This is a genomic window from Arthrobacter crystallopoietes BAB-32, assembly GCF_000328305.2.
Classification (GTDB): Bacteria; Actinomycetota; Actinomycetes; order Actinomycetales; family Micrococcaceae; genus Crystallibacter; species Crystallibacter crystallopoietes_A.
Genome location: NZ_ANPE02000131.1, coordinates 1 through 16,124 on the forward strand (window position 1 = coordinate 1; position 16,124 = coordinate 16,124).

Annotated in this window: 15 protein-coding genes; 5 read left to right on the forward strand and 10 right to left on the reverse strand. The window is 66.8% G+C overall.

Features of this window, described 5'->3' with window-relative positions:
• The 4 genes from D477_RS22285 to D477_RS10815 all read right to left on the reverse strand — a co-directional run.
• On the reverse strand, positions 1–143 hold a 143-nt coding region (locus D477_RS22285), incomplete at its 3' end, for a VOC family protein (protein WP_005269075.1).
• Positions 144–173: 30 nt separating this feature from the next.
• Positions 174–1,703 carry a 5-carboxymethyl-2-hydroxymuconate semialdehyde dehydrogenase gene (gene hpaE / locus D477_RS10805; protein ID WP_005269076.1) on the reverse strand — a complete coding sequence of 510 codons (1,530 nt, stop codon included), beginning with the start codon at positions 1,701–1,703 and terminating at the stop codon, positions 174–176.
• A gap of 33 nt (positions 1,704–1,736) precedes the next feature.
• Positions 1,737–2,417, reverse strand: a complete 681-nt coding sequence (locus D477_RS10810) for a GntR family transcriptional regulator (protein WP_005269077.1) — start codon at positions 2,415–2,417, stop codon at positions 1,737–1,739.
• Positions 2,418–2,419: 2 nt separating this feature from the next.
• Positions 2,420–3,895: a fumarylacetoacetate hydrolase family protein gene (locus tag D477_RS10815; RefSeq protein WP_043846589.1), complete on the reverse strand. Its 1,476-nt coding sequence runs from the start codon at positions 3,893–3,895 to the stop codon at positions 2,420–2,422.
• A 248-nt stretch (positions 3,896–4,143) separates the two neighbouring features.
• Here D477_RS10815 and D477_RS10820 point away from each other — a divergent pair, with 248 nt between their 5' ends.
• Positions 4,144–5,784 carry an HNH endonuclease gene (locus tag D477_RS10820; protein WP_081608542.1) on the forward strand — a complete coding sequence of 547 codons (1,641 nt, stop codon included), beginning with the start codon at positions 4,144–4,146 and terminating at the stop codon, positions 5,782–5,784.
• Positions 5,785–5,908: 124 nt separating this feature from the next.
• Here D477_RS10820 and D477_RS10825 read toward each other — a convergent pair whose 3' ends face one another.
• The 6 genes from D477_RS10825 to D477_RS10850 form a co-directional block, all read right to left on the reverse strand.
• Positions 5,909–6,898 carry a serine/threonine-protein kinase gene (locus tag D477_RS10825; protein WP_005269080.1) on the reverse strand — a complete coding sequence of 330 codons (990 nt, stop codon included), beginning with the start codon at positions 6,896–6,898 and terminating at the stop codon, positions 5,909–5,911.
• A 102-nt stretch (positions 6,899–7,000) separates the two neighbouring features.
• Entirely contained in the window at positions 7,001–7,807 is an 807-nt protein-coding gene (locus D477_RS10830) for an alpha/beta fold hydrolase (RefSeq protein ID WP_005269081.1), read from the reverse strand.
• 5 nt (positions 7,808–7,812) lie between these two features.
• The gene (locus D477_RS10835) at positions 7,813–8,142 is read right to left on the reverse strand and encodes a biotin/lipoyl-containing protein (protein WP_005269082.1); all 330 of its coding nucleotides are present in this window, start codon (positions 8,140–8,142) and stop codon (positions 7,813–7,815) included.
• Complete coding sequence (locus D477_RS10840; protein ID WP_237740769.1) at positions 8,135–9,103, reverse strand: alpha-ketoacid dehydrogenase subunit beta; 969 nt, start codon at positions 9,101–9,103, stop codon at positions 8,135–8,137. Before D477_RS10840 ends, D477_RS10835 begins: the two co-directional genes overlap by 8 nt.
• A gap of 136 nt (positions 9,104–9,239) precedes the next feature.
• A complete protein-coding gene (locus tag D477_RS10845; RefSeq protein ID WP_005269084.1) occupies positions 9,240–10,265 on the reverse strand; it encodes a thiamine pyrophosphate-dependent enzyme in 1,026 nt (341 codons plus the stop codon).
• 185 nt (positions 10,266–10,450) lie between these two features.
• Positions 10,451–11,857, reverse strand: a complete 1,407-nt coding sequence (locus tag D477_RS10850; protein WP_005269085.1) for an amino acid permease — start codon at positions 11,855–11,857, stop codon at positions 10,451–10,453.
• Positions 11,858–12,008: 151 nt separating this feature from the next.
• Between D477_RS10850 and D477_RS10855 the strand changes: the two genes are divergently transcribed.
• The 4 genes from D477_RS10855 to nadB all read left to right on the forward strand — a co-directional run.
• Positions 12,009–12,506, forward strand: a complete 498-nt coding sequence (locus D477_RS10855; RefSeq protein WP_005269086.1) for an Lrp/AsnC family transcriptional regulator — start codon at positions 12,009–12,011, stop codon at positions 12,504–12,506.
• A 140-nt stretch (positions 12,507–12,646) separates the two neighbouring features.
• Positions 12,647–13,348 carry an NUDIX hydrolase gene (locus D477_RS10860; RefSeq protein ID WP_005269087.1) on the forward strand — a complete coding sequence of 234 codons (702 nt, stop codon included), beginning with the start codon at positions 12,647–12,649 and terminating at the stop codon, positions 13,346–13,348.
• Positions 13,349–13,384: 36 nt separating this feature from the next.
• On the forward strand, positions 13,385–14,692 hold the full coding sequence (nadA, locus tag D477_RS10865) for a quinolinate synthase NadA (protein WP_005269088.1): 1,308 nt from the start codon (positions 13,385–13,387) through the stop codon (positions 14,690–14,692).
• The coding region (nadB, locus tag D477_RS10870; protein WP_005269089.1) for an L-aspartate oxidase at positions 14,689–16,124 on the forward strand (1,436 nt) is incomplete at its 3' end. The genes nadA and nadB, both read left to right, overlap by 4 nt.

The following is a 16,124-nucleotide window of genomic DNA, read 5'->3' on the forward strand; positions in this document are numbered from 1 at the left end:
TCGTCTTCTTCGGTCACGTGCAGGCCGAGCAGGTCCACGTAGAACTCGCGGGACTTGGCCAGGTCGGTGACCACGATCTCCATGTACGCGCAGCGCAGGATGTCCGGTGCCGGCACGGAGGGCTTGGGAATTTCGTTGCTCATGGGTTTCTCCTTTGGGGTAAGTCGCGCGGGCTAGGCGTCGGTTACGGCGGCGGCATCCTCGGCCTTGCCGAAGACCGGGTTGTGCACCTCGCCGAGGTTGATGTGGACGGCCTGCTGGTCGGTGTAGAAGTCGATGGAGCGGTAGCCGCCCTCATGGCCGAGGCCGGAGGCCTTGACGCCGCCGAACGGGGTGCGCAGGTCGCGGACGTTGTTGGAGTTCAGCCACACCATGCCGGCTTCGACGTTCTGGGCGAAGTTGTGGGCCCGCTTGAGGTCGTTCGTCCAGATGTAGGCGGCGAGGCCGTACTTGGTGTTGTTGGCCAGCTCAAGGGCTTCCTCGTCCGTGTCGAACGGCGTGATGGCCACGACCGGGCCGAAGATCTCCTCCTGGAAGATCCGGGCATCCGGGGCGACATCGGCGAAGACCGTCGGCTGGATGAAGTTGCCCTCGGGGAACTCCTCCGGGCGGCCGCCGCCGGCGGTCAGGCGGGCCTCCTGCTTGCCGATCTCCACGTAGGACATGACCTTCTCGAAGTGCTCCGGATGGACCAGGGCACCGACCTCGGTGGCCTCGTCGTGGGGCAGGCCGACCTTGACGCGCTTGGCCTGGGCCGAGTAGCGCTCCACGAACTGGTCGTAGATGTCCCGCTGGACCAGGATGCGGGAGCCGGCGGTGCAGCGTTCGCCGTTGAGGGAGAAGACGCCGAAGATGGTCGCGTCGATGGCGGCGTCCAGGTCGGCATCAGCGAAGACGACGGCGGGGGACTTGCCGCCCAGCTCCATGGACAGGCCCTTCAGGTAGGGAGCCGCGTTGCCGAAGATGATCTGGCCGGTGCGGGACTCGCCGGTGAAGGAGATCAGCGGCACGTCCGGGTGCTTGACCAGGGAGTCGCCGGCGTAGCCCTCCTCGCCGAAGCCGTGGACGATGTTGAAGACGCCCTCCGGCAGGCCGGCCTCCTCGAAGATCCCCGGCCACAGGGACGCGGAGAGCGGGGTGAACTCGGCCGGCTTCAGGACCACGGTGTTGCCGGTGGCCAGCGCCGGGCCCAGCTTCCAGGACTCCAGCATGAACGGGGTGTTCCACGGGGTAATCAGGCCGGCGACGCCGATGGGCTTGCGGTTGACGTAGTTGGCCTGGCGGCCGGGGACCTTGAACGCGTCGTCGTGCTGGGCGACGATCAGGTCGGCAAAGAAGCGGAAGTTCTCCGCGGCGCGGCGTGCCTGGCCCAGGGCCTGCTTGATCGGCAGGCCGGTGTCGAAGCACTCCATCTCGGCCAGTTCCTGGCCGCGGGACTCCACAATGTCGGCGATCTTGTGCAGCACACGGGAGCGGTCGCGCGGGAGCATGGTCGGCCAAGGGCCGTTCTCGAAAGCATCCTTGGCTGCGGCGACCGCTGCCTCGATGTCGGCGACCTTGCCGGAAGCGGCCTTGATGTACGGCTTATTGGTGACCGGATCCAGCACATCGAAGGTGTCGCCGTCGATCGAATCGACGAGCTTGCCGCCGATGTAGTGCTGGATGTGGGTGGGCAGGTTCTCGGGCACGCGGTGGTCGGCCATGATCTACCTTTCGTGGTGGTTGCCGGACGTTTTTTAGAGGACGGAGGGCGGTTGGTTCTTCTGCGCCATGTAGGCGTTGAGGGTGGCCGTCCGGTGGGCCCGGGCGGCCATTTCGATCTCGTGCGGGCTTGCTTTGGCCTCAAGGAGCGCGAGCAGGCCGTCGTGTTCGGCGACCGACTCGCGTGCCCGGCCGGGGACGAGATCGAAACTGGAAGCGCGCATCGCGTTCAGGCGGTTCCAGCCGCGGTGCACCAGGTCCAGAATGTGCGGATTGGGACACCTCCCGTAGAGGATGGAGTGGAATTCATTGTTCAGCCGGGTGAAACGGACCGGTTCGAAATTGTCCAGGCACTCGCGCAGCTGCATGTTGAGTTCGCGGGCACGGAGCAGGTCCTCGTCGGTGATCAGGCCGGCTGCCAGCCCGGTTGCCGCCCCCTCCACGATGCTCAGCGTCTGCATGGTGTGCAGGTAGAGCATCGCGTCAATGGCGGCAACCGTTGCTCCGACGTTCCGTTCGAAGGTCACGAACCCTTCAGCTTCGAGCCGGCGGATCGCTTCGCGGACCGGTACTACGCTGCAGCCCAGTTCTTCGGCAATGCTGCTGAGCACCAGGCGGTAGCCGGGTACCAGCTGGCCGCTGCCGATCCGTTCATGGAGCAGCTGGTAGGCGCGTTCCGACTTCGATTCGGACGCCGTGGCGGCGGCGGTCGGCATGGTCAGGCCCCGTTGCCTTCTGCAACCCACTGCTGGTACTTGGCCAGCCAGTCGGCGTTCATCGGGAACAGGCCGTCGATCTTGTGTCCTTCCTTGACCATCTCGAAGACGAACGCATCGCGGCGCTCCTGCTCGACGACTTCGTCGGCGATCTCGGCGGCCAGCGCCGGCGGAATCACCAGGATGCCGTTGTCGTCCGCCACGATGATGTCGCCGGGCTGGATGGTCGTGCCGCCGCAGGCAACGGTCACGTCGGTGTCCCACGGCACGTGCTTGCGGCCCAGCACAGCCGGGTGCGCGCCGTTGTAGAAAGTCGGGATGTCCAAAGCCGCCACCTCGGAGAGGTCCCGGACGCCGCCGTCGGTAATGATGGCCTCGGCGCCGCGAACCTGCGCGCGCATGGCCAGGATGTCCCCGAGCGTGCCCGATCCCTTCTCGCCGCGGGCTTCCATGACCAGGATCTCGCCCGGGCCGACGGCATCGATGATCTGCTTCTGGGCGTTGTAGCCGCCGCCATGGCTCTTGAACAGGTCTTCGCGATTGGGTACATAACGCAGCGTCCGGGCCGTGCCGATGACCTTCTGCCCGGGCTTGGTGGCCAGCAGCCCGTCGACGCTGACATTGTTCAGGCCGCGCTTGCGCAGTGCGCCGGAAATAGTGGCCGTGGCAACGGAGAGGAGCTTGGCCTTCACCTCGTCGGTCAGCGCCGACTTGCCCGTGACGGCCGGAGCCAGGCCTGCTGCCTCTTCGCTGCCGAAGGCGTCGATCCGGTCCTGGTCCGTAATCTTTGGGGTGTTGCCGAAGGAAGCGAAGCCCTGCTCGCCCTGGATCACCGTGGTGGTCAGCCGGCCGGTGCTCAGCCCCGCGGCTTCATCGGAAACCTCGACCTCGACCACGTCCCCGGGGACGATCACCGAGGAACCAGCGGGAGTGCCGGTGAGGATCACGTCGCCCGGCTGCAGGGTCATCAGCTGGGAGAGGTCCGCCACAATCCGGGCGAAGGAGAAGATCAGGCCGGCAGTGGTGTCGTCCTGGACGGTCTCCCCATTGACCCAGGTGCGGATCCGCAGCGCGTCCGGATTGATCTCTGCCGCAGGGAGCAGCGCCGGGCCGAAGGGCGTGAAGCCGTCCCCGGACTTGGAACGGATGTTGGATCCCTTGTCCGCGTACTTAATGTCATAGACGCCGAGGTCATTGCTGGCGGTGACGAAGCCGACGTGGCTCCATGCGTCCTCGACCGATACCCGGCGTGCGGCGGTCCCAATGACCAGGGCGATTTCGCCCTCGAAAGCGAGTAGCTCGGTGCCGGCCGGACGTTCAACCGTTCCGCCGGTCAGCGCCAGCGAGGAGGAAGCCTTCATGAAGTAGGAGGGGTTGGCCGGGACGCGTCCGCGCTGTTCAGCCCGTGAGCGGTAGGAAAGGTGGACCGCCAGGACCTTGCCGGCCTCGTTGATCGTCTGCGCATTCACTTCCTGCAGCGTGGCCTGTGCGGTGTTGCGCGCGATGTTGCCGTCAGACAATGCATCCTCCTGATGTGATGTACGAAATCGTATACGATCCATCATGGCTTGTGCGGCGAGTCACGTCAAGCTTCTCACGCAAGGAGCCCAAAAGCCCGCTCAGTTGTAGGATCCAGAGGTCGAATGGGCCGCTTCCCGGTGCCACTGCTCCTACACATCGAGGATTTTCGCTGTTCTTCGAAAATCTGCCGAAATAGCGTTGAGCCATGACCCTCGTACCGTTGGACGGAACCGCAGAGATGGAAGCGTCCCTGCTGGATATACGTGTCGCTCTTCAGGATCTCGCGGCTCGGTTCCGTGCGGAAGGGGCTTCTCTGTCCATTCCGAATCTGGTGGCGGTAGTTGCGGCAGTCGAGGATGTTTCGAAGGTCGTGGATTCCTTTCAAGTGGCCGGCGCCTACGCTGTGGACGCAACCGACGTCGCAACCTGGGGTGAAGCTTCTACGAACGGCGGCTCAGTCCCGGGGACGTCCGGCACGGAAGTGTGGTCCGACCCGGCGAGGGCCATCCGGCAGGAAGACGTCAATGACCGGGCGGGCAGGGGAGCTGGGGACCGGAAACGGCGGAAGACCGAGTTCGCCAACAACGCGGAGTACCTTCGGGCGCGTTTGCGGATTGGCATCGTGGAAGCCAGGCGCCGGATCAGGGTTGGAAAAGCGGTAGCAGTTCCGGTCCGTCTCGATGGGGAACCCGGAACGCCAGCGCGGCCCGCGCTCGCCGAAGCCGTGGCCGCCGGTGCGGTCAGGGGCGCCGCCGCCGCTCTGGTTGCCGATTCAATTGCCCGGGCCAGCCATGCCGCCGGTAGCGACACCCTGGAAGCCATGGAATCGTGCCTGGTGCAGCAGGCCACGGAAACAGATGCCGACACGCTGGCCATGGTGGCGAAGACATGGGAAACCGCGGTTGACCAGGACGGAGCGGAACCAAGCGAGGAAGAACTTAAGGCCCGGCAGGGCGTTTTCTACCGCGGCCGGCGGCGGGGACTGCACCAGTTCGTCATCAACGCAACGGACGAGCAGTACGAAGCCGTGGCGACAGCCATGAATACCGCCACGAATCCTCGCATTCGTTCGGACGCCATTGAATCGGCTGCTGCGGCGGGGTCCGGCACCGGAACCAGTCGCACCGGCGACGGGCAGGCAGTGTTCAGCGGAACGTCAGCAGCTGGTCAAAGTAGTGATGCAGGCGGCGACGGGCAAACCTGTGAGCGGGAGACTGTCGCGGTAGCGCCTGCAGTGCTTGAAGGATTGGACGATTTCACTCGGGCACAAAAGCTGCTCGCCGGACTCATCGGGGCGTGCAAGATTGCGCTGAACACTGGCCAGCTCCCCGATTCGGGCGGACACCGTGCACAGGTCATTGTCACGACGGCCTATGAGCAGCTCGCCGGACTCCTGACGGGCGGCGCCACTGCAGTCTTCAACGGCCCTATCTCGGCGACGGCGGCCCGCCGCATGGCATGCGATGCCGAAATCATTCCGGCCGTTCTCGGTTCCAAAGGTGAGGTGCTGGATCTGGGCAGGTCGCAACGGTTCTTCAACCGCGCCACCCGCCGGGCTCTGGTAGCCAGGGACAAGGGCTGCGCCTTCCCGGGCTGCACTATGCCGGCGTTCTGGACTGAAGCCCACCACATAGTGCCTTGGTGGTCCGGTGGGCATACGAGCGTCTCGAATGGCGTCTGTCTATGCATTCTCCATCACGACCTGATCGAACAGGGGAACTGGACCATTACCGTCACGGATGGAATCCCATGGTTCACGCCGCCGGCCTACATCGATCCCGACCGAAGACCTTTGCGGAACACGTACTGGCAAACCAGGATCCCACCCCGATCACCTGGGCCGTAGCTGCAGGGCCTGACTGCACACGGTCTGAGCCCGGGGAGCCGCTGCCTGATCGAGGCGTCCGATTCAGCTAAGCGCCAGGATCAGCCAGGCGCGGCCAGCGAAACGGTGCCACAATCAGGCAGTATCAGCCGACGCTCGGCGCGCGGTTCGGCGGAGTGGGAATGACAACGTTTCCGGTTGTGACATTGCCGGTCTCCGGGCTGACGGGCGTCCTGCGATTCGGCTGCACGTCGACCGGAGCGGGTTGAAGCGCTGCCTGCTGTTCCGCTCCAGCGGACGCAGGCAAGACCACGGTTTCGGTCCAGGAGCGAAGCGTGAGCGCAACTTCGTGGGCCGTTGGCCGGTTACCGGGTTCGCGGGCGGTCATGGTGCGCAGCAGCTGAGCCCAATCGTCGCCGAGGGAATCCGGAATCGGCGGGTCCTTCAGCAGCCGGGCCACGGCCGACTCGACGATGGGACCCGGGAAAGCCTTTTCGCCGGTGATGCATTCGAGGAGGACCAGGCCCAAGGAGTAGATGTCCGATGTCGCGGTCACGGGTTGGCTGAGGGCCTGTTCCGGGCTGAGGTAGTTGGCTGTACCGATGGTCGCCCCGTGGACCGTCGCTACCGAAGCATCGACAACGCGGGCGATGCCGAAGTCGGACAGTTTGGGGTGGAGCCGGGTGTCCCGGCTGCCGGTGTCGGACATCAGGATGTTGGCGGGTTTGATGTCGCGGTGCACCACGCCGTTCTCGTGAATGTAGTTGAGCGCATCGGCCAGGTCCGCACCGATGTTCGCTGCTGCGGACGGATCCAAGGGGCCGCCGGCGAGCATCTTGCGCAGGTCCTGGCCTTCGATTAGCTCCATGACCAGATAGCTGCTGGTGGTTCCGCTGGCATCCTCGTAGAGTCCCGCGTCGAGGAGGGTGACGAGCACCGGATGGCTCAGGGTCGCCAGCAGCAGGGTCTCGGTGTGCTGGCGCCGGTAGGCGTCGTCATCCGGCGTAGTCGGAGCAAAAAGCTTGACCGCTACTTCGCGGTTCAACGTTTCGTCAAGCGCCCTGAAAACAGAGGCGGCGCCGCCGGTGCCGATGAGTTCACCGGTCCTGTAGCGACCCCCAAGGAGAATATCCACCAAGCCTCCACGCCCAGGATGTAAGTGTGCTGATTTCCTCCAATTCTACGGTACGGCCCACTGTGCCGGGGACCATTTGGCGGCACAGTGAGCAGCACCGCATCAGCTGGAGAGGAACTCGATGGCAGCGTTCTTGAAGGCCCGGCTGGTCACGGCATTGGCGTGCGTGCGTGCCGGCAGCCAAAGCAATTCCGCGTCGGCGGCGAGGGCAGCCAGTTCCGGGGCGGTCGTGGCCAGTTCATCGCGTTCCCCGGCCACCAGCAGCACCGGCATTTTCGGCACGGCCTCGGTAGGGACGAACGGCTCGACCTTGATCGCCTCGATCATGGTCAGCATGGCGTAGATGTCGTTGCCAGGCACCAGTTGGGCCATCCGCAGCAGCTCAGCGGTGGTCGGGTCGTCGATCGGTGTTCCATCCGCAAGGTAGCGCTGCGCCGCGGGCATGTCGAAGTCCGCCAGCGGATCGTGAACGCCGGGACCGCCCAGCACCATGCGCCGCACCAGTTCAGGCTGGGTGGCGCCGAACTCCCATGCCAGACGCGCGCCCAGCGAGTAGCCGAGCAGATCCACTCCGGTGGAATCGTCGTCGTGCTCTAAAGGACGTACGTGCGCGTTCTGGATCAGCTGGAGCAGGTCGGCGCGGATGCGGCTGGGGGAGTAGGCGTCCATCTCCTCCGGCGCCGGACTCCCGCCGTGGCCGGGCAAGTCCACGGTTACCACGCGGCGGCCGGCTTGGGTCAGCGCGTTGACCCAGCCGGCGTCCTCCCAGTTGAGCTTGGCCGAGGACGCGAAGCCATGCAGCAGGATGACCGGCCGGCGCGGCCCGGTGGTCCCCGGTGCAGCCTCGTGCACCTGCACGTTCAGGTGCGGGTCTACGCCTTCGACCAGCTGGTCGCGATGGCGGCCCACCGTCCTCAGTCCTCGTCCAGGTTCGCGGTGAGCCGGACGCGGCGCTTCGGCGCCTCCTCCTGCGCTACCGTGCCGACAATGCCGGCGGTGTCATCCGGGACCTCGAAGACAATCAGCGGGTCGCCCACCTTGATGATGGCGCCGGGTTCGCCGTAGATCTTCAGGACCTTGCCGGCCTGCGGGGAGGGCAGTTCCACCGCGGATTTCGTCGTCTCGACTTCCACCAGCGGGTGGTTGCGCTCGATTTGTTCGCCTTCGGAAACCAGCCATTCGAGCACGGTTGCCTCGATCAGGCCTTCGCCCAGGTCCGGCAAGGGGAAAGAAATTTCAGCCACGGCGATACTCCAATACTCGCTGGATCCCGAACAGGATGCGGTCAATGTCGGGAATGTACTCGTCCTCGAGGTCTCCTGAGGGATACGGTACGTCGAAACCTGTAACCCGCTCAACGGGTGCCTTCAAGGTGCCGAAGCAGCGTTCGGTAATCAGGGCCGCTACCTCCGCGCCAAGTCCCGATGTGAGGGGTGCTTCATGCACGACGACGGCGCGCCGCGTCTTGCCCACGGAGGTCGCCAGGGCTTCAGCATCAATGGGCTTGAGCCAGCGCAGGTCCAGCACCTCAATGTCGATGCCGTCTTCGGCCGCGAGTTCGGCGACCTGCAGGCAGCGGGCCACCATGGCACCCCAGGCGACGAGGGTCAGGTGCCGGCCCTCGCGGACCACGCGCGCGCCTTCCGGAGAGTAGCCGGAGGCTGCGGTGTCCACAGGTCCCTTTTGCCAGTAGCGGGACTTTGGCTCCATGAAGACCACCGGGTCCGGCCGCGAGGCAGCAAACTTGAGCAGGTGGTACGCCTCGTGCGGGGTCGACGGCGAGACCACCTTGAGCCCGGGAACGTGGGCAAAGAGAGCCTCGAGCGATTCGCCGTGGTGCTCCGGGGCGCGGATGCCGCCGAAGCTGGGCACACGCAAGGTAATGGGCATGGGCAGCTTGCCGCGGCTGCGGTAGTTCATCCGGCCGACCTGGCAGATGATCTGGTTGACCGCCGGATAGGCGAAGCCGTCGAACTGCACCTCAGGGATCGGGTGATAGCCGGCCATGGCCAGCCCCACGGACATGCCCAGGATGCCGGATTCAGCCAGCGGCGTGTCAAAGACGCGCGCTTCCCCGAACTTGCGCTGCAGGCCATCGGTGATGCGGAAAACGCCGCCAAGCTGGCCGACGTCTTCGCCCAGCACCACGGCCTTCCGATCGGCTTCGAGGATTTCGGACAGCGCGCGGTTCAACGCCTGCTGCATGGACAGCGTCTCCGCGTCGGGACCGGCGGGCTGACCGCTTTCATTGGCGGCCGGGATGACCTCGACCGATTCCCGCTGCGCCGCCGCCGACTGGGTGTTGTCACGGGCCGCGTCAAGGTCGCTGAGGGTAGCGTGCTCAGACATGTTCGGACTCCTCCCGCCAGGCCCGGGCCTGGTCCTTCAATGCTGCTGTGGGTTCCTGGTAGACGAAGTCGAACATCTCCCTCCCGGGACGCGGGCCGAGGGCCATGATCCCCTCGCGGATGCGTTCTTCCTCCGCCTTCGCTGCGGCGAGCGCTTCCTCGAAGAAGGCTTCGTCCGCGAGGCCCTTGGCCACCAGGTGTGAGCGCATCCGCTGGAGCGGATCTTCGCCGGCGTCGGCGCGTTCGGCTTCGAGGGTGCGGTACCGGCCGGGGTCGTCGCTGGTGGAGTGCGGGCCGCGGCGGTACGTCATGGCTTCGACGATGGCGGGTCCGTTGCCGGCGCGGGCATGCGCCAGGGCCGCCGCTGTTGCCTCGGCGACCGCAACGACGTCGTTCCCGTCCACCTGCAGCGAGGGGATGCCGTATCCGGCTGCACGCGCGGCGACCGAGCCGCCGGCCACCTGGCGCTCAGTCGGGACCGAGATGGCCCATCCGTTGTTCTGGATGAAGAAGACCACCGGTGCCTTCATGACCGCGGCGAAGTTCATTGCTTCGTGGACATCGCCTTGGGAACTGGCGCCGTCGCCGAAGTAGGTGATCGCGGCGCCGCCGGTGCCGTCGAGGGTCTGGGCATGGGCCCAGCCGACTGCATGCAGCACGGAGCCGGCCACCACAGCTTGGATGGGCGCGAAACGGGTTGCCGCCGGATCGTAGAGCCCGCCGTGCCAGGTGGCTTTGTGGGTCGACATGTACTCGACCATGTCCACGCCGACAGTGCGGGCGACGCCCATCTCGCGATACGTGGGGAAAACGAAGTCGCGGGTCATGTCCAGCGCGTAGCCGCTGCCTACTTGGGCGGCCTCTTGCCCCAACTCGGGTGCGTAGCCGGGAATGAGGCCCTGGCGCTGCCAGCGGATTGCCGATTCGTCCAGGTGCCGCACGGCGACCATGAGGCGGTAGAGCTCCCGCAGGTCCTCGTCGGCAAGGAACGCGTGGTCGGAGCCGGGAATTTCGGCCATGGGCGTTTCCTCCAGTCTGTCCAGGGTTCCTGCCCGCGCGGCTTGAATCCACAGGCCGGCAAGGAACTGCTGCTGTCTTTCCACGTGACAGTAATCACGCGGCTGGAGGGGTGCAACGTTGAAGTTCGGGATCGTGCACACTGCACAATCAGTCCGGCTAAAGCCGGGATAACGCTGGCAATTTGTTAGATGCTGTGGGTCGGCTCGACATTCGCTGCGCGGCGCTTGGCGACCTTGCTGAAAATGGCTATTGCAGCGATCAGGGCGGCGGTGGAGCCGAGCTGGACTGCCGTTGTGGGGGAGAAGAGGCCAATGATGATGATTGCGGCCAGCAGGGCGAGCCCGACGCCGCTGGTCCACGGGTATCCGGGCAGCTTCATCGGCAGCGGCTGACCTTCGCGAACGGCACGGCGGCGGAGGATCAACTGGGAGACCAGTACGATCGCCCACACCGCCAGACAGGTGGACCCGACGAAGTTCAGCAGCAGCGGCAGCACTTTCTCGGGGAACAGCAGTTCGAGCACAGTGGCGGCGAAGCCGAAGGCCACCGAGGAGAGCACGGCGGCCACCGGAACGTTCCGGCCGGCGGTCCGCTGGAGCCGGGCCGGGGCATCACCGCGCCGGGAGAGCGAGAAGATCATCCGGGAGGCACCGTAGAGGTTCGCGTTGAGGGCGGAGAGCAGTGCAACGGCGGCGACCAATGTGATCGCCACGTCGGCACCTGGAATCCGCGCTTGCGCAAGGACCGCGGCGAAAGGGGAATCAAGGGCGGGGGAATCCCACGGGACCACCAGGGTGATGACCAGCACCGAGCCGATGTAGAACACCAGGATGCGCCACACCACGGTCTTGACTGCGCGGGCGACGCTGCGCTGGGGATCCTGGGTCTCCGCCGCGGCCACTGCCACGATCTCCGTGCCGCCGAAGGCGAAGATGACCACCAGCAGGCCGGCGGCAATGCCGCCGAGGCCTGCCGGGGCGAATCCATCCGGGCCCAGGAAGTTCGTCAGTCCCGGAGAGGAGGTCTGGGGCAGCCAGCCGGCCATCAGGGCCGCACCAATGGCCAGGAAGGCCAGGATCGCGACGATCTTGATGATCGCGAACCAGAATTCGAACTCGCCGTAGTTGCGCACTCCGAGCAGGTTGACTGCGGTGAACACCACCATGAAGGCCAGGGCCAGCAGCCACACCGGCAGGACCGGCCAGACGGAGGCGATCAGTCCGGCGGCGCCTACCGCTTCCGCGGCAATAACGATGACGAGCTGGCCCCACCAGAGCCAGCCGATGGTCGCGCCCGCGGTCGGGCCCATGGCCTTGTCGGCGTAGGTGGAGAAGGCGCCGCTGCTGGGGTGGGCTGCGGCCATCTCACCCAGGGCCCCCATCACGATGATGACCAGGGTCCCGGCGATCAGGTAGGACACCAGCACGGCCGGCCCTGCGGCTTGCACCCCGGCTCCGGAACCAAGGAACAAACCGGCGCCGATGGCACTGCCGAGCCCCATCATGACCAGTTGCCGCGGTTTCATGGACTGGCCCAAGCCGCCCGCATGTGAGTCCGTGGTGTTGCCGGATGTTCTGGCGGTTCTCGTCATAGTCAAAATTCCTGTCATGGGCCGGCGGCGGTGGCAGCAGGCGGCGGACGCGGCTGGGCGTCGGAGGCATTTGGTGAATGCTCCGGCGGGGTTGACAATTTGTGTGTCGCATCGGCGAATGGATGTTCAAACCGAAAGGGGTATCCGGAAAATGAGGATCGATTCGCTCGATTCAGACATCGTCACGTTGTTCACCCAGGATCCGAGGATGTCCGTGTTGGAAGCCTCGCGGGTCCTTAAAGTGGCCCGTGCCACGGTACAGGCCCGGCTGGACAAAATGCAACGCTCGGGCGTGATCGCCGGCTGGGGACCGCGGCTGGACCCGGCCGAGCTGGGGTATGTCGTCAAAGCCTACTGTTCGCTGGTGATCCGGCAGGAGACCGGCCATGATGCCGTGGCCGAAGCCCTCGCACGGATTCCCGAGGTGCTGGAGCTGCACACCGTCTCCGGCGAAAGCGACCTGCTGGCCTGCGTCGTCGCCAAATCCAATGCCGACCTGCAGCGTGTGCTGGACCAGATCACCGCTACCAACACTGTGCTCCGGTCGTCTTCCGTGATCGTCCTCAACAGCCACTTCGACAGCCGCACCCTGCCCCTGGTGCAGGCCGCGTCCGCTGAGGGCGCCGCGGGCGCGGACACGGGGGAGTAAGCCCGAGGGGCGCCGCGTAACACTCGGTGGCCCTGGAATGCGAGATTGGGTCAGAATGACTTTTACGCGCTACACTGTGTTCTGGTCACTATGACTTTTACTGACGACGGCGGATCAAGGGTTCCGGAGGGAGGCAAGCCATGGTCTATTCGGCCAATGTGTCCGAACGCCGGCAGCAGCCGCCGGAGCTGGCGATCTCGACCGTGATTTTCGCCCTGCGAAGTGATGGCGCGACCTCGCGGCCGACGTTGTGGCTGCCGCTGGTCCGCCGGACCCGGCAGCCGTACCGGGAGTTGTGGGCGCTGCCGGGCGGGCCGCTCAGCGCGGCCGAATCCCTCCAGGATGCCGCGGCGCGGAACCTCCAGGAGACCACGGGCCTGCAGCCGGACTATTTGGAGCAGCTCTACGCGTTCGGCGGTTTGGACCGTTCCCCCGCCCAGCGGGTCGTCTCGATTGTCTACTGGGCGCTGGTGAAGCCGGATGAGGCGGCACTGGCCCGCGAGACCGACAACGTCCGCTGGTTCCGCGCGGACGCCGTCGGACAGCTCGCCTTCGACCACAACCAGATCGTCGACTACGCCCTGTGGCGGCTGCGGAACAAGGTGGCCTACAGCTCGATCGCCTACGCGTTCCTGGGCGAGAAGTTCACGCTCGCCCAGGTGCGCGAGGTGTACGAGGCGGTGCTCGGCAAGACGCTGGACCCGGCGAACTTCCGGCGCCAGCTGCGGGCCGCGCCGGATATCGAAGCCACCGACGAGTACCTGCAGGGCGGCCGCCACCGCCCGCCCCGCCTCTACCGCTACACCGGCTCGACCGGCCCCAAGAACGGCCCGCTCGCCTGAGCAGGCACCACCGAAGCCAGAACAAACGGAGAAACCATGGCATCCATCAGCAGCACCATCGAACTCCTCTCTCGCCCCGAGGCCGAGGCGGCCGCAGCGCAGGTCCGGAGCTGCAGCCCCGACCTGGTGAAGGCGCCGTGGAATTTCGACGGCGGGAGCCTCCCGGCGTACGGGCCGGGTGCTTCGATGGCGGATACCGCACCTGCCGCCACTCCGCGGCAGGGCCAGATCCCGGAGGAGTACCGGCTGGCCTCTGACGAGGAGCTCGATGCCAGGATCCTGGCGGCCAAGGAGAAGCTGGGGGAGAAGCTGGTCATCCTGGGCCATTTCTACCAGCGCGATGAAGTGGTCAAGTATGCCGACTTCGTGGGCGACTCTTTCCAGCTGGCCCAGGCGGCGAAGGAAAAGCCCGAAGCCGAAGTGATCGTCTTCTGCGGCGTGCACTTCATGGCGGAAACCGCCGATATGCTCTCGGGCGGGGACCAGGCCGTGATCCTGCCGAACCTGGCCGCGGGCTGCTCGATGGCGGACATGGCGGACTCCGATTCGGTCCAGGCCTGCTGGGACCAGCTGGCCGGGATCTTTGGCACCGAGCCGGACGCGGACGGCCGGATCCCCGTGATGCCGGTGACCTACATGAACTGCTCGGCCGCGCTGAAGGCCTTCGTGGGGGAGCACGGCGGGATCGTCTGCACCTCCTCCAACGCCGCCACCGTGCTGGAGTGGGCGTTCCAGCGGGCCCAGCGCGTACTGTTCTTCCCGGACCAGCATCTGGGCCGCAACACCGCCAAGGCCATGGGCGTGCCGCTGGAGCAGATGCCGATGTGGAACCCGCGCAAGCCGCTCGGCGGCAATGACGGGCAGAGCCTGCTGGATTCGAAGGTCATCCTCTGGCACGGCTTCTGCTCGGTGCACAAGCGCTTCACGGTGGACCAGATCGAACAGGCCCGTGCCGAGTACCCGGGCGTGCGGGTGATCGTGCACCCCGAATGCCCGATGCCGGTGGTCGATGCGGCGGACGAGTCCGGCTCCACCGACTACATCCGCAAGGCCATCGCCGCCGCCGAAGAGCCCACGGTGTTCGCCGTCGGCACCGAGATCAACATGGTGAACCGGCTGGCCGCCGAGTACCCGCAGCACACGATCTTCTGCCTGGACCCCGTGGTCTGCCCGTGCTCCACCATGTACCGGATCCACCCGGGCTACCTCGCCTGGGTGCTGGAAGCCTACGCGGGTACGGCCACGCTGCCGGGCGGCGAAATCCTCAACCGGATCAGCGTGCCGGAATCCGTCGCCGTGCCCGCCCGCGTGGCGCTCGAGCGGATGCTGGCAGCCCGGCCGTGACCGCAGCCGCCCCCGCACGTCCGCTGCGCGCCGTCGTCGTTGGTTCCGGCATTGCCGGACTCTATGCCGCGGCGCTGGCCGCGGAGCGCCCGGACACCGAGGTGACGCTGCTGGCCAAGGGCGCGCTGGAAACGAGCAACACCTGGCTCGCCCAGGGCGGCATCACCGCCGTCACTGCCGAAGGATCGGCGGCCGGGGATTCGGTGCAGGCGCATGCCGCGGACACGTTCCGCGCCGGGGCGGGGATGAACGACGACGGTGCCGTGCAGCTGCTGTGCTCGGCCGCGGCGGGGGAGATCGCCGTCCTGCAGGACTGGGGCGTGGGCTTCGACCGCGAGGGCGGACGGCTGGCGCTGGGGCTGGAAGGCGCCCACTCTGCGGCCCGGATCCTGCACGCCGGCGGGGACAGCACCGGAGCCCGGATCGCTGCCGCGCTGGTGGAGCGGGTCCGCGCGCTCGCCGGAACCGGGCGTTTGCGGATCCGCGAGCACGCCTTCGTCCGGCGCCTGCTCACCGAGGCCGGCCGGATCACCGGCGTGGAAATACTCGAGGGGACGAAGGCTGTCCAGGAGGTTGCCGACGTCGTGGTCCTCGCCACGGGCGGGGCCGGCCAGTTGTTCGAAGCGACGACCAATCCCGCGACGGCCACGGGCGACGGCGTCGCGCTGGCCTGGGAAGCCGGGGCCGTGCTGGCCGACTTGGAGTTCATCCAGTTCCATCCGACGCTGCTGGACCCGGGGGCCGCCGGTGGCGCGGCGTTCATGATTTCCGAGGCCGTCCGCGGGGAAGGCGCCGTGCTGGTGGACCCGGACGGCCAACGGTTCATGCCGGACTACGATCCCCGGGCGGAGCTGGCGCCGCGGGACGTGGTCTCCCGCGCTATCTGGCAGCGGCTGCGGCTGCTCGAAGGCCGCGGGGAGGAGCCCCGCGTGTACCTGGACGCCACAGGGATCGCCGCCCGGCGCGGTGCCGGCTTCCTCGCCCACAGGTTCCCCACGATTGACCGGACGGTCCGGGAACTCGGGTTCGACTGGTCCGCCGAGCCGCTGCCGGTGGTGCCGGCGTCGCACTACTGGATGGGCGGAATCCGGACGGACACTTGGGGCCGGACCTCGCTGCCTGGGCTGTTCGCCGTCGGGGAGGCCGCCTGCACGGGCGTGCACGGGGCCAACCGGCTGGCCTCGAATTCGCTGCTGGAGGGGCTGGTGTTCGCCCGCCGTGCGGTCGAAGCGCTGGACCGGCGTGATGCGCCGGAGTTCGGTGCCGCCCTGCTGGAGCTGCAGGACGGGGACATCGGCTGCACGCCCGCACAGATCCGGGCCCTGATGTCGGACGCCGCCGGCGTGGTGCGCGAGGCCGCCGGGCTGGACCTGGCGGCCAAGCAGCTCAACCAGTGGCGGGTTGGCGGACAGGGCCAGGCCGCGGCCGAGCC

Excerpts from the sequence above, each read along its gene's own strand:
- hpaE (WP_005269076.1), bottom strand. The coding sequence starts at position 1,703 with ATGGCCGACCACCGCGTGCCCGAGAACCTGCCCACCCACATCCAGCAC.
- D477_RS10810 (WP_005269077.1), bottom strand. The coding sequence starts at position 2,417 with ATGCCGACCGCCGCCGCCACGGCGTCCGAATCGAAGTCGGAACGCGCC.
- D477_RS10820 (WP_081608542.1), top strand. The coding sequence starts at position 4,144 with ATGACCCTCGTACCGTTGGACGGAACCGCAGAGATGGAAGCGTCCCTG.
- D477_RS10840 (WP_237740769.1), bottom strand. The coding sequence starts at position 9,103 with ATGCAGCAGGCGTTGAACCGCGCGCTGTCCGAAATCCTCGAAGCCGAT.
- D477_RS10845 (WP_005269084.1), bottom strand. The coding sequence starts at position 10,265 with ATGGCCGAAATTCCCGGCTCCGACCACGCGTTCCTTGCCGACGAGGAC.
- D477_RS10850 (WP_005269085.1), bottom strand. The coding sequence starts at position 11,857 with ATGACGAGAACCGCCAGAACATCCGGCAACACCACGGACTCACATGCG.
- D477_RS10855 (WP_005269086.1), top strand. The coding sequence starts at position 12,009 with ATGAGGATCGATTCGCTCGATTCAGACATCGTCACGTTGTTCACCCAG.
- D477_RS10860 (WP_005269087.1), top strand. The coding sequence starts at position 12,647 with ATGGTCTATTCGGCCAATGTGTCCGAACGCCGGCAGCAGCCGCCGGAG.
- nadA (WP_005269088.1), top strand. The coding sequence starts at position 13,385 with ATGGCATCCATCAGCAGCACCATCGAACTCCTCTCTCGCCCCGAGGCC.